At 65.1% G+C, this 11975-nt stretch carries 13 protein-coding genes; 5 read left to right on the forward strand and 8 right to left on the reverse strand.

Annotation, left to right across the window (positions count from 1 at the left end):
- The first annotated feature begins 114 nt into the window (after positions 1 to 114).
- On the forward strand, positions 115 to 816 hold the full coding sequence (locus tag DFO50_RS15600) for a C39 family peptidase (RefSeq protein WP_199489859.1): 702 nt from the start codon (positions 115 to 117) through the stop codon (positions 814 to 816).
- Positions 817 to 846: 30 nt separating this feature from the next.
- Entirely contained in the window at positions 847 to 1578 is a 732-nt protein-coding gene (locus tag DFO50_RS15605) for a hypothetical protein (RefSeq protein WP_146745121.1), read from the forward strand.
- A 143-nt stretch (positions 1579 to 1721) separates the two neighbouring features.
- On the opposite strand, the gene DFO50_RS15610 is transcribed toward DFO50_RS15605, so the two are convergent.
- From DFO50_RS15610 to ilvB, 6 genes are all read right to left on the reverse strand, one after another.
- Positions 1722 to 3020: a hypothetical protein gene (locus DFO50_RS15610; protein ID WP_028499451.1), complete on the reverse strand. Its 1299-nt coding sequence runs from the start codon at positions 3018 to 3020 to the stop codon at positions 1722 to 1724.
- 145 nt (positions 3021 to 3165) lie between these two features.
- A complete protein-coding gene (gene fghA / locus DFO50_RS15615) occupies positions 3166 to 4002 on the reverse strand; it encodes an S-formylglutathione hydrolase (RefSeq protein ID WP_028499450.1) in 837 nt (278 codons plus the stop codon).
- Between the two features lies 1 nt (position 4003).
- Positions 4004 to 5122, reverse strand: coding sequence for an S-(hydroxymethyl)glutathione dehydrogenase/class III alcohol dehydrogenase (locus DFO50_RS15620; RefSeq protein WP_107889065.1), 1119 nt, complete (start codon positions 5120 to 5122; stop codon positions 4004 to 4006).
- Positions 5123 to 5273: 151 nt separating this feature from the next.
- Positions 5274 to 6290, reverse strand: a complete 1017-nt coding sequence (ilvC, locus tag DFO50_RS15625; RefSeq protein ID WP_028499448.1) for a ketol-acid reductoisomerase — start codon at positions 6288 to 6290, stop codon at positions 5274 to 5276.
- Positions 6291 to 6385: 95 nt separating this feature from the next.
- Positions 6386 to 6877 carry an acetolactate synthase small subunit gene (ilvN, locus tag DFO50_RS15630; RefSeq protein ID WP_028499447.1) on the reverse strand — a complete coding sequence of 164 codons (492 nt, stop codon included), beginning with the start codon at positions 6875 to 6877 and terminating at the stop codon, positions 6386 to 6388.
- A 20-nt stretch (positions 6878 to 6897) separates the two neighbouring features.
- Positions 6898 to 8655, reverse strand: coding sequence for a biosynthetic-type acetolactate synthase large subunit (gene ilvB / locus DFO50_RS15635; RefSeq protein WP_028499446.1), 1758 nt, complete (start codon positions 8653 to 8655; stop codon positions 6898 to 6900).
- A 277-nt stretch (positions 8656 to 8932) separates the two neighbouring features.
- Here ilvB and DFO50_RS15640 point away from each other — a divergent pair, with 277 nt between their 5' ends.
- The 3 genes from DFO50_RS15640 to DFO50_RS15650 all read left to right on the forward strand — a co-directional run bounded on the left by DFO50_RS15640 (position 8933) and on the right by DFO50_RS15650 (position 10658).
- Entirely contained in the window at positions 8933 to 9679 is a 747-nt protein-coding gene (locus DFO50_RS15640) for a hypothetical protein (RefSeq protein WP_146745122.1), read from the forward strand.
- Complete coding sequence (locus DFO50_RS15645; RefSeq protein WP_107889066.1) at positions 9676 to 10095, forward strand: DUF3106 domain-containing protein; 420 nt, start codon at positions 9676 to 9678, stop codon at positions 10093 to 10095. Before DFO50_RS15640 ends, DFO50_RS15645 begins: the two co-directional genes overlap by 4 nt.
- A 62-nt stretch (positions 10096 to 10157) precedes the next feature.
- Positions 10158 to 10658, forward strand: a complete 501-nt coding sequence (locus DFO50_RS15650; RefSeq protein WP_028499443.1) for an RDD family protein — start codon at positions 10158 to 10160, stop codon at positions 10656 to 10658.
- Here the strand turns inward: DFO50_RS15650 and DFO50_RS15655 are convergent.
- Both DFO50_RS15655 and DFO50_RS15660 read right to left on the reverse strand, forming a co-directional pair.
- On the reverse strand, positions 10645 to 11310 hold the full coding sequence (locus DFO50_RS15655) for a transglycosylase SLT domain-containing protein (RefSeq protein ID WP_107889067.1): 666 nt from the start codon (positions 11308 to 11310) through the stop codon (positions 10645 to 10647). The two genes, DFO50_RS15650 and DFO50_RS15655, sit on opposite strands and share 14 nt — an antisense overlap.
- Before the next feature lie 122 nt (positions 11311 to 11432).
- A partial coding sequence (locus tag DFO50_RS15660; RefSeq protein WP_146745123.1) for an autotransporter domain-containing protein occupies positions 11433 to 11975 on the reverse strand: 543 nt, incomplete at its 5' end.

Consider the following 11975-nt stretch of genomic DNA (forward strand, 5'->3'; position numbering starts at 1 on the left):
AAGCGGCAGGGGAGGACGGGGCGCGGACTTTCGGGTTCGCGCCCATGTTGCAGCCGAATGGTGCGCAGGCAGCGTGACCGCAGTGGCCGCTGTTCCCGCGCAACGGAGAATGTCATGACACGCAAATGGATGCGGACGGGCGTGCTGGCGCTGCTGGTGTCGGGGCCTGCCCTGGCGGCCGCGCCGGACAGCGCGCCGATGCGGGTCGATGTCTCCAGTACCGTGTCACTGTCGAAACCGGTCTGGAGCCTGAAGGCAGCCAGGTTTCGCAATGTGGTGCAACAGCAGACCGACTACAGCTGTGGCGCAGCCGCACTGGCCACGCTGCTGCGTTACGCCTATGGACTGCATATCGATGAAGGCGACCTGATCGAGGCCATGATGGGGGTGTCCGACCCCGAACTGGTCCGGACCCAGGGTTTCTCGATGCTGGACATGAAGACGCTGGTCGAGGCGATCGGCCTGCGCGGGCGCGGTTACCAGATGAAGCTGGAAGACCTGCCGACCATCCGCGTACCGACCATCTCGCTGGTCGACTATCGCGGCTACAAGCATTTTGTCATCGTGCAGCGGGCCACCCGCGACGTGGTGTTCATGGCCGATCCGGTGCTGGGCAATCGTCGCGTGTCGCTGAAGGAATTCGGCGAAGGCTGGAATGGTGTGCTGCTGGCCGTCATCGGGCCGAACTACAACCGCAACAACGTGCTGCTGACGCCGCCGGACCCGTTGCGGCGCAGCCGGATGGTGAACGAGTTCCGGCCGATACGGGATGCCGACCTGATGGAGTTCGGCTTCACGCAAAGCGATTTTTTCTGATCGTGCCTGGCACGGTCACGGGGGACAACCATGAAACGGATTGTCTGGATGGGCTGTCTGGCGGGGCTGGGGTTGTCGGCCCCGGCGCTGGCGGCCGAGCCATTGCGCATTACCGAGGTCGGCAACGACATGCTGGCCAATATGCGCGGCAAGTATGTGGCACCCGGTCAGATCGTCAGCTTCGGTCTGGAAATGGTCACCAGCTGGCAAACGCAGGCCGGCGACACCCAGTCGGCTGCAGTGAAGTTTGCCGCGTCGCAGGGCAACGGCTTTTTGCCGACCATCACCGTCTATCAGTCCGGGAACAAGGGCGGGGCGGCAGCGGCGGCAGGGACCGGCACCGTGGTGCAGACCGACCTGTCGACGGTAAAGGGGGTGTCGCAGGGAATACAGATTGCCGGCGACGGCAACCGGGTCGGCAATGGCATCGGCGTGGAAGTGGGGCCGGCCGGCACCACGGCGCCGGGGCTGACTGCCGGCATGACCCAGGTCGGCACCCTGTCGGCCAGCGGTACCACCACGCTGCAGGCCGGCAATGTGCTGGCGGCATTGCAGAGCGGCCGTCTGTCGCTGAGCATGGCGGTCGCCGGGCAGGGGACGGCGCAGCAGGGCATCGGCAACGGCAACCTGAGCCAGCAGACGGCTGTCATCAGCAGCCACAATCAGGTGACCAATCTGGCCCGGCTGACCGTGAACATCGACGCCGCGTCGCTGCGCTCCAGCACCGTGCCGCTGGTCAACCTGATGCGCGGCATCCAGTAGGGCGACACCTGCGCCCCGTTTTGACTGTGACCGTCTTTTCCGCCTGTGCGGGGACACGGACCAGACAACAATAATCATGCACTGGCCTGCTCCTTGCCCCCGGAAACCCCCTTTTGTTCCGGGGCTCTTTTTCATTTCCGCGTTCAGAAGTTGTACGGGAAGCGGAGGCTCAGCGAGTAATCCGGCGAATCCGGCGTCAGCCCGATTGCCAGGTTCGGCACCACCGACAGGTTCTTGTTCACCACCCAGGTCAGACCGAAGTTGAACGCGGCGGCGTGGGTGTCGCTGTTCAGCACATCCTGTTCGCTCTGCCCGTCGTACTGGATACGGGTCTTCCGGGCAATCGACGACGAGTACGACATGCCGAGGCTCATGCGGTCGTTGAGCGCAAAGGCCATGCCCATGCCGAGCTGGATGCTGTCGCCGAGCTTGACGTGACCGGGCAGCGTCTGACCGACCTGCTGGCTGATATCGTCGAAGTGGCGGCGGATGTTGTAGGTGTAGCCGAGGTTGGCGAACAGCACGACCGGATCGACCGTCTTGACGAAGGACATGCCGGCAGTGACCGCCCATACGCCGTTGCCGGTCGGCAGCTCGTTCGGGGTGGCCAGCACCTGGTTGCCGCTCTGGTCGCGCGTGACCAGCTTGATGCCGTACGGCTCGCGTCCGGTCGGCGCCCGCACGCGCAGGCTGCCGACGATGTCCGGCCAGTTCTCGTCTTCTTTCACCAGCTTGTACGCCAGGCCAAAACTGGCATCGCCGATGGCCGGGCCGGACGAGACGTTGGCTTCGATCGGGACGGCGGTGCCGGTCTGGGTGATGTAATCGCTGTAGCGGTACAGGAACGGGATATTGGCATCGAACTGCCAGCGGTCACCAAGCGACATGCGCCCGGTCAGGTCAAAGGTGAAGGTGTTGCTCTTGATGCGGTCGAGATTGATGCTGCCGAGCAGGATCGAGTCGAGCGCATAGAAGCCGCTGACGTTCAACTGGCGCGAATCGTAGTGCGAATAAGTGAGCCCGGCTTCCAGCGAGAAGCGGCTGCCGGTCAGGAAGCCGCTGGCGTTCTGGTAGATGTCCTCGACGCTCTTCTGCGGCGGGATATCCTGTGCGGCAGCCTGCTGGACCGTGCCGATTGCCGCCCCGCTGCCGGCCGCACCGCCGGCTGCCGCGAAGTCGCCCCCCGCCGTTGCGGCGGCACCGGCACTGCTTCCGGCTGCTGCCGTGGCCGGCGGGGCGCCGGAGGCGGCGGCCAGCGCCTTGATGCGGGTTTCGAGCTGATCAAGTGTGCGTTGCTGCGCGGCGTAGCGCTGCTTGAGCAGATTGAGTTCCTGGGTCAGGCGCTGGACTTCTGCATTGTCCACGGCAGCGAAGGCGGCGGGAGCCCAGGCCAGCGAGACGGCAGCGGCGATACAGGACGGAACGAGGAGGGATGGCTTCATGCGCGGCCCGGTATGAATGTTTCGGACAGCGCGCACCCCGCGCGCCGTCGCGTATGTCATTTATGGCACATGGATGAAGTTTTCCCAGTCGGATTTTTCCTGCCGATGTGCGGCCGGGAACCGGTCAGGGCGGATTTGCCGTCGATCAGTCTGCTGCGAACAGCGCCCGTGCATGGTGGGCAATGTGGTCGCCGATAAAACTGGCGATGAAATAATAGCTGTGGTCATAACCGGGATGCAGCCGCAGCGTCAGCGGGTGGCCGGCTGCCGCGGCCGCGGCCCGCAGTCGTTCCGGTTGCAGCTGGGTGGCGAGAAAATCGTCTGCTTCGCCCTGATCGACCAGCAGCGGCAGTCTTTCCGTTGCAGAAGCCAGCAGTTTGCAGCTGTCATATTGCTGCCACAGTTCGCGATCATCGCCCAGATAGGCGGAAAACGCCTTTTCTCCCCACGGCACCTGGCCGGGAGCGACGATAGGCGCGAAGGCCGAGACGCTGCGGTAACGACCGGGGTTTCGCAGTGCCAGCACCAGCGCGCCATGGCCACCCATCGAATGACCGGCGATGGCGCGCTGGCTGCCGGCGGGCAGGCAGGCTTCGATCAGTGCCGGCAATTCGTCGCGCACATAGTCATACATCCGGTAGTGCGCCGCCCAGGGCGCGCGGGTGGCATTGACGTAAAAGCCGGCACCCTGGCCGAGGTCGTAAGCGGGATCGTCGGCGACCCCGTCGCCGCGCGGGCTGGTATCCGGCGCGACCAGCATGATGCCATGCTCGGCTGCGTAGCGCTGTGCGCCGGCCTTGGTGATGAAGTTCTGCTCGGTGCAGGTCAGGCCGGACAGCCAGTACAGCACCGGCACCGGCCGCTGCTGCGCCTGCGGCGGCAGGTAGACCGCGACATGCATCGGGCAGCCGAGCACGGCCGAGGTATGGCGGTAGACGTCCTGCCAGCCGCCGAAGCAGGCGTTGCGTGCTATGCGCTCCATGTCAACTGCCCTGGAAGTGGATGACCGTGCGGATCGATTTGCCTTCATGCATCAGGTCGAAAGCTTCGTTGATGCGTTCCAGCGGCAGGGTGTGGGTAATGAACGGATCGAGGTCGATCTCGCCGTGCATCGCCTGTTCCACCATGCCCGGCAGCTGGCTGCGACCCTTGACGCCGCCGAAGGCCGAACCGCGCCAGACCCGGCCGGTGACCAGCTGGAACGGGCGGGTGCGGATCTCCTGGCCCGCGCCGGCCACGCCGATGATGATGCTTTCGCCCCAGCCCTTGTGGCAGCACTCCAGTGCCGCGCGCATCACGTCGACATTGCCGATGCACTCGAAGCTGAAATCGACGCCGCCGTCGGTCATCTCGACGATGACGTCCTGGATTGGCCGCGCATGATCCTTCGGGTTGATGCAGTCGGTGGCACCCATGCTGCGCGCCAGCGCGAACTTGTCCGGGTTGGTGTCGATGGCGATGATGCGGCCGGCTCTGGCCTGCACCGCGCCCTGGATGGCGGCCAGACCGATGCCGCCGAGACCGAATATGGCCACGGTATCGCCGGCCTTGACCCTGGCGGTATTGTGCACCGCGCCGATGCCGGTGGTGACGCCGCAGCCGAGCAGGCAGACCTTTTCCAGCGGCGCTTCCGGATTGACCACTGCCAGCGAGATTTCCGGCACCACGGTGTACTCGCTGAAGGTGCTGCAGCCCATATAGTGGTAGATCGGCTGGCCGTTGTACGAGAAGCGGGTGCTGCCGTCCGGCATCAGGCCCTTGCCCTGGGTGGCGCGCACGGCCTGGCACAGATTGGTCTTGCCGGACAGGCAGAACTTGCACTTGCCGCATTCGGCCGTGTACAGCGGAATGACGTGATCGCCTTCCCGGACGCTGGTGACGCCGTCGCCGACCTTGACCACGATGCCGCCGCCTTCATGGCCGAGCACGGCCGGGAAGATGCCTTCCGGGTCGTCGCCGCTGAGGGTGAAGGCATCGGTGTGGCAGACACCGGTATGGGTGATGCGGACCAGCACTTCGCCGGCGCGCGGATCTTCGACGTCGATCTCGACGATTTCCAGGGGTTTGCCTGCAGCAAAGGCAACGGCGGCGCGTGATTTCATGGTTCGGCTCCAGTGGGGGCGGGGGCCGCGCAAGCGGCGGCCGGCATGCCGCCATTATGGCCGGGCCGCCCGCCAATGAAAAACCCTTCGCCAATGGCGAAGGGTTCGGGAACAGCCTGACGCCCCGCGATAACGGGGGCGTGCAGTCCGGTCAGTTCTTGCTCTGGTCGACCAGCTTGTTCTTGGCGATCCACGGCATCATCGCGCGCAGCTGGCTGCCGACCTGTTCGATCGGATGAGCGGCGGTCAGGCGACGGCGGGCGGTCATGCTCGGGTAGTTGGTCTTGCCTTCGAGGATGAACATCTTCGCGTATTCGCCGGACTGGATGCGCTTGAGTGCATTGCGCATCGCGTCCTTGGTCGCTTCGGTCACGACTTCCGGGCCGGTCACGTACTCGCCGTACTCGGCGTTGTTCGAGATCGAGTAGTTCATGTTGGCGATGCCGCCTTCGTACATCAGGTCGACGATCAGCTTCAGCTCGTGCAGACACTCGAAGTAGGCCATTTCCGGCGCGTAACCGGCTTCGGTCAGCGTTTCGAAACCGGCCTTGACCAGCTCGACCGCACCACCGCACAGCACGGCCTGTTCGCCGAACAGGTCGGTTTCGGTTTCTTCGCGGAAGTTGGTTTCGATCACGCCGCCCTTGGTGCCGCCGTTGGCCGCAGCATACGACAGCGCCACGTCGCGGGCCTTGCCCGACTTGTCCTGGTACACGGCGATCAGGCTCGGCACGCCGCCGCCCTTCAGGTATTCGGAGCGCACGGTGTGGCCCGGGCCCTTCGGCGCAATCATGATCACGTCGACGTCGTCGCGCGGCACGATCTGGTTGTAATGGACGTTGAAGCCGTGGGCGAAGGCCAGGGCCGCGCCCTTCTTCAGGTTCGGCTCGATGTCGCTGGCGTACACCTCGGGCTGCGATTCGTCCGGCAGCAGGATCATGACCACGTCGGCCTTCTTGACCGCCTCGGCGACTTCCTTGACCTTGTGGCCGGCCGTTTCGGCCTTCTTCCACGATGCGCCGTTCTTGCGCAGGCCAACGACGACGTCTACGCCGGAATCCTTCAGGTTTTGCGCGTGGGCGTGACCTTGCGAACCGTAACCGATGATGGCGACCTTCTTGCCCTTGATCAGGCTGAGGTCGGCGTCTTTGTCGTAGTAAACCTTCACTGTATTTCTCTCCATGCTGCGTGAAACGGGCCGCGTCGCATGCGGCGCGGCGGCCAGTCAGTGCCGCCAGTTTCAGCGGGTGTTGCCGGGGTTTCTCAAATTTTCAGGATGCGCTCGCCACGACCGACGCCGGAGGCGCCGGTGCGGACCGTTTCGAGGATGACCGCACGGTCGATGGCCTCGATGAACGCGTTGAGCTTGTCGCTCGTGCCGGTCAGCTCGATGGTATAGCTTTTTTCGGTCACGTCGATGATGCGGCCGCGGAAGATGTCCGCCATCCGCTTCATTTCCTCGCGATCCTTGCCTGCGGCGCGAACCTTGATCAGCATCAGTTCGCGCTCGATATGCTCGGACTCGTTGAGGTCGATGACCTTGACCACCTCGATCAGCTTGTTGAGCTGCTTGGTGATCTGTTCAATCACGTCATCGGATCCGTGCGTGACGATGGTCATGCGGCTGAGCGTCGAGTCCTCGGTGGTGGACACGGTCAGCGAGTCGATATTGTAGGCGCGGGCGGAAAACAGCCCGACGACGCGCGACAGCGCGCCGGCTTCGTTTTCGAGCAGAATGGACAGGATGTGACGCATGGTATTTTCTCCCCCGTCCGTTAGCACAAGTTGGTGTAGTCGCGGTCCGACGCCGAAGGCAGATCGGACATGTGCGGCGGCAGGTCCATCTCGTCCAGCCCCTTGCCGTTGCCGACCATCGGAAACACGTTGGCGGTCGGATCGGTGCGGAAGTCGAGGAAGACCAGGCGGTTCTTCAGCTTCTGGCCGAAGGCTTCGCGCAGCACCGGCTCGACGTCGGCCGGGCTTTCGATCTTGAAGCCGACATGGCCGTAGGCCTCGGCGATCTTGACGAAGTCGGGCAGCGAATCCATGTACGACTCGGAATAGCGGTTGCCGTAGTAGAACTCCTGCCACTGGCGGACCATGCCGAGGTAGCGGTTGTTCAGGCTGATGACCTTGACCGGCGTGTGGTACTGCTTGCAGGTCGACAGTTCCTGGATGTTCATCTGGATCGAGCCTTCGCCGGTGATGCAGGCGACGACGGCGTCCGGGTTGGCAAGCTGCGCACCCATGGCGGCCGGCAGGCCGAAGCCCATCGTGCCCAGACCACCGGAGTTCAGCCACTGCCGCGGACGGTCGAACTTGTAGTACTGCGCGGCGAACATCTGGTGCTGGCCGACGTCGGACGCGACGATGGCCTGGCCACCGGTCACTTCATACAGCTTTTCCACCACGAACTGCGGCTGGATGATCTCGCTGTCCTGGCGGTAGCGCAGACACTGCGGCTCACGCCAGGCTTCGATCTGTTCCCACCATGCGGACACGGCGGCCGGATCGGGCAGCAGGTTTTCATGGCGGATCTGCGCCATCAGCTCGGTGACGACATCACGCACATGCCCGACGATCGGGATGTCGACCTTCACGCGCTTGGCGATCGAGCTCGGATCGATGTCGATATGGATGATGCGCTTGGGCACGGCGGTGAACTTTTCCGGCACCGACACCACGCGGTCATCAAAGCGGGCGCCGATCGCGATCAGCACGTCGCAGTTCTGCATCGCCAGATTGGCTTCGTAGGTGCCGTGCATGCCGAGCATGCCGACAAACTGGCGGTCGGTGGCCGGGTAGGCACCGAGACCCATCAGTGTGTTGGTCACCGGGGCATTGAGCAGGCGTGCCAGCTCGGTGACCTCGGGACAGGCATTGGCCAGGATCGCGCCGCCGCCGACATAGATGAACGGCCGCTTGGCTTCCTGAATCAGCTGCGCCGCCTTGCGGATCTGGCCGGGGTGGCCGCGGCCGGCCGGCTGATAGCTGCGGATGTGAACCGAGTCAGGGTAGTTGAATTCGATGCGTGCCTGGGTGACGTCCTTCGGGATATCGATGACCACCGGGCCGGGACGACCGGTCTGGGCGATGTGGAAGGCCTTCTTGAAGGTTTCCGCAAGGTCGTTGATGTCCTTGACCAGGAAGTTGTGTTTCACGCACGGCCGGGTGATACCGACCATGTCGACTTCCTGGAACGCATCCAGCCCGATGGCAGGTGTCGCGACCTGGCCGGAGATGACAACCAGCGGGATCGAGTCGAGGTAGGCCGTGGCAATGCCGGTCACGGCATTGGTCGCACCGGGACCGGAGGTCACCAGGGCAACGCCCACTTTCTGGCTGGAGCGGGAATACCCATCGGCAGCGTGTACGGCAGCTTGTTCATGACGTACCAGTACGTGCTTGAACTTGTCCTGTCTGAAGATTGCGTCGTAGATTTCCAGCACTGCCCCGCCCGGGTAGCCGAAGACGTATTCGACCCCTTCTTCCTGCAGACAGCGCGCGACGATTTCGGCGCCGGAGATTTCCATTTGATAGCCTCTTGATGCCAGTTTCATCATTACGGGTGGCAATCGAAGTTAGCTGATATGACAAAGGGCGGTCAAGCGGATTTGTGCTTTGCAAAAAAACAGCCACAGCCCGGATTTTGCTGGAGAATCCTCCTTCTGCGTGACCATGGCACCGGCACGGAGTCGTCCATGCCACATAACGGTGCGTTAGCCGTATTGCGTGCTGCGCAAGCGCCGGATGTGGCAATAATCTGTTAGGCTGCATCACGGTTTTCCCTCGTCATTCTGTACTGGAAAAATGTCCGGTCCTTCCCGAGAATTTCTCGTTTCCCCGCTCGTGCCGATTGCCGAACGCTACTTTCTCGCCTGCTCGGGCGAGGTTGGGCAGGCCTCGGACGGGGTCGCGGCGTTGATGGCACGGCTGGCGTGCTACGGGCCGGCGCTGGATGCCGGTCTGCTGCCGCTGGCCTGGGTGCGGGAGATGAGCCGGCTTGGCCGGCAACTGGCGCGTCAGGCCGAGCCGCTGGAACCGGATGCCAGGCTGGATCTGGAAGCGACCTGGCAGCGCGCCTTGCGCGTGCTGCCCGCTGCGGAGCGCGACGCCCTGTTCGCCGTCGACCTGTACCGCTTGCCGGTGAACGACGCGGCACGAGCGCTGGGCGCGTTGCCGCGCGCCGTGGCCGCCCGCGCCGCGCAGGCCCGGGCGCACCTGCTGGTGCTGATGCGCCAGCAGGGACACGATATCGACGATCCGGTCGCGCTGATCACCACCGGCATCACCCGGCTGCACGCGGTGCCGGCCCCGGCCCCGGCAGGGGCCGCGCCGATCCTGACCCCGTCCGCCACCTGGCGCTGCTGGCGGCTGCGGCATGCCTTGCTGCTGCGCCGGGGAGCCTGGGGACTGGGCGTGATGCTGCTGCTGGTCTGCGTTGCCGTCGGGGTGCAGATGCGCTTCGGCAATCGCCAGGATGCCGCACGCGATCTGCGCTTGCTGGCCAATGAGCTGCCGCCGGCCGCGTTCGTGCCGGACGGGGAGGGACGATGAGCAGGGTGTGGATGCTGTGCCTGACGCTGGCGCTGGTCGCCTGTTCGCCCTCCGGGCGACCGGTCAACCCGCCGTGGTCGCAACTGACCGAGCAGGAGCAGAGCGTGCTGGCGCCGCTGCAGCCGGAGTGGAATCGCTACAACCCGCGCAAGAAACAGGAGTTTCTGGCCCTGGTCGGTCACTGGGCGTCGCTGACGCCGGCCGAGCAGACCAATGTGCAATTGCACCTGTACGACTGGGCACTGATGGAAATGCCGGACCGGCAGGCAGCACGCCGGACGTTCGACCGGATCGAGTCCCTGCCGCCGGCGGCGCGGGACGCCGCACTGGCGGAGCTGGCCGAGCGCGAGCGGGTTCGCGAAGGGCGCGAGCCGGCGGCCGGGATCGAAACACCGGATGCTCCGTCGGCGCGCTGAGCCGATGACCGCAAGCCGCCCACCCTCTAGAATGGCGTTTTTCGCCAGAGGGCACTGACTACGTGACCGATACCGCCGACTTCCTGCCCGCCGGCCAGCTGCGCCGACTCGGCAGCCTGTGCTACGACTTTATCCTGCTGGCCGCCCTGGTGGTGGTGGCGGGAGGCGTATTCCAGCCGCTGTTTTCCTTCTACGGCAAGCTGCCCTGGCTCGACCTGCTGTATCAGGTCTACCTGCTGACCGTGGTGTTCGGCTACTTTGCCTACTGCTGGATTCGCAGCGGACAGACGCTGGCAATGAAAACCTGGAAGCTGCGCCTGACCGATGCGCGCGACGGCGGGCGCCTGCGCTGGTCGCAGGCCGTGGTGCGCTTTGTGGTGACCGCGCTGTTCTATGCGCCGGTACTGCCGGCCTGGAGCTGGGCGCACTTCAATCCGTCGCAACGCTGGATCGCCATTGCGGTCACGGCATGGGCCTGTGTACCGCTGCTGTGGAGCCTGTTCGACCGTGACCGCCGCTTCCTGCAGGATCGCCTGGCCGGCACCCGCATCATTCGTTGCTGATCCGTTGCCGGTCCGCCCGGGCCGGCCGCTCGGTGGCCGCCGCGCGCAGCGTCGGCGACCAGTTCCACTGCCATTGCTTCCATGCCGCCTGCACGGCATTCGGGTAGCCTGACTGGCCGAGGCTGCCGTTGTAGCGTCCCAGCGCCCGGAACAGATTGCCGCGCTCGATATCGAGATAGTGGCGCAGGATCACGCAGCCATAGCGCAGATTGGTACGGTACTCGAACAGGTCATGTCCGGGCGAACCGATCGCGCCCAGCCAGAACGGCATGACCTGCATCAGCCCGCGCGCGCCGACGCCTGACTGCGCCTGGCTTTTGAACCCGCTTTCGACCTGGATCAGGCCCAGCACCAGTTGCGGGTCGAGACCGACGCGGGTGGCTTCGTAGTGGATGGAGACCAGCAGGCGTTCGCGCCACTGGCGATCCGGCAGCCGCGCCTCCAGCCGGCGCGACATCTCGAACAGCCAGTCACGGCCCTCTTCCGCATTGACGAACTCCATGCGCGGCAGCGTGCGCTCGTTCAGCCCGTCACGCATCGCACTGGCGACACCCGCCGCCATGCGTTCCTCGCGTTGCGCACCGGCCTGTGCCGGCAGCGCGCACAGCAGGCACAAGGCGAGGAGAAGGGGGCGGGCGCGGAGGGTCGTCATGGGGCGCAGTGTTGCAGAGCGGTGCGGCCAGCGCAAACCGGTCGGAACCATGCCCTTGCCGCCTGGAAACAGAAAACCCCCGCAGCGGCAAGCCGCGACGGGGGTCGGTACGCAGGAAAAGTCTAGAAGGCGTAGCGGTAGCTCGTCGACAGGCCGACGTCACTGGCGCCGTTGTCACGGCTGGCAAAGGCGCTGACCTCGAAACGGCTGTCCCTGCCGTGGTGGCTGAGGCCGAGCTTGCCGTCGTAGCCCAGGCGGTGGTTGCCGCTCGCCGGCAGCTCGAAGCGGCCGGCGGCCGGGACGCTGGCGAAGCCGGCCTGGCGGATGCCGGCCTGCCGGTACAGCGTCGGGCGACCCAGCAGTTCGGCGTCTGCCCGCCAGCCGCGGTCGTTGCGGAAGTTGATGGCGTCGTAGCGGACGCGCAGCCCGAGCACGCCGTCCACGGCGCTGTCGCGTGCCGCCGAGAGTCGCAGCGCGTAGGTGCCGGCATCCCGTTCGGTCAGTGCCGCATCACGCTGGTGGCGCAATTTCAGGCCAAGCAGCGGTTCCAGGGTCAGGCCGGACGCCAGCGTGTGCGGCATGGCGAGGCTGAACTGGCTGCTGAACTGGTCTCGACGCTGGTCGGCGCGCGGGCGCAGGTTGACATCGCCATAGCGCAACGTGCG

Source organism: Microvirgula sp. AG722, assembly GCF_003269145.1.
Lineage (GTDB): Bacteria > Pseudomonadota > Gammaproteobacteria > Burkholderiales > Aquaspirillaceae > Microvirgula > Microvirgula aerodenitrificans.

Bases quoted from the DNA above. Each gene is read 5' to 3' on its own strand.
- DFO50_RS15600 (WP_199489859.1), top strand. From the start codon at position 115: ATGACACGCAAATGGATGCGGACGGGCGTGCTGGCGCTGCTGGTGTCG.
- DFO50_RS15605 (WP_146745121.1), top strand. From the start codon at position 847: ATGAAACGGATTGTCTGGATGGGCTGTCTGGCGGGGCTGGGGTTGTCG.
- DFO50_RS15610 (WP_028499451.1), bottom strand. From the start codon at position 3,020: ATGAAGCCATCCCTCCTCGTTCCGTCCTGTATCGCCGCTGCCGTCTCG.
- fghA (WP_028499450.1), bottom strand. From the start codon at position 4,002: ATGGAGCGCATAGCACGCAACGCCTGCTTCGGCGGCTGGCAGGACGTC.
- DFO50_RS15620 (WP_107889065.1), bottom strand. From the start codon at position 5,122: ATGAAATCACGCGCCGCCGTTGCCTTTGCTGCAGGCAAACCCCTGGAA.
- ilvN (WP_028499447.1), bottom strand. From the start codon at position 6,877: ATGCGTCACATCCTGTCCATTCTGCTCGAAAACGAAGCCGGCGCGCTG.
- ilvB (WP_028499446.1), bottom strand. From the start codon at position 8,655: ATGGAAATCTCCGGCGCCGAAATCGTCGCGCGCTGTCTGCAGGAAGAA.
- DFO50_RS15640 (WP_146745122.1), top strand. From the start codon at position 8,933: ATGTCCGGTCCTTCCCGAGAATTTCTCGTTTCCCCGCTCGTGCCGATT.
- DFO50_RS15645 (WP_107889066.1), top strand. From the start codon at position 9,676: ATGAGCAGGGTGTGGATGCTGTGCCTGACGCTGGCGCTGGTCGCCTGT.
- DFO50_RS15655 (WP_107889067.1), bottom strand. From the start codon at position 11,310: ATGACGACCCTCCGCGCCCGCCCCCTTCTCCTCGCCTTGTGCCTGCTG.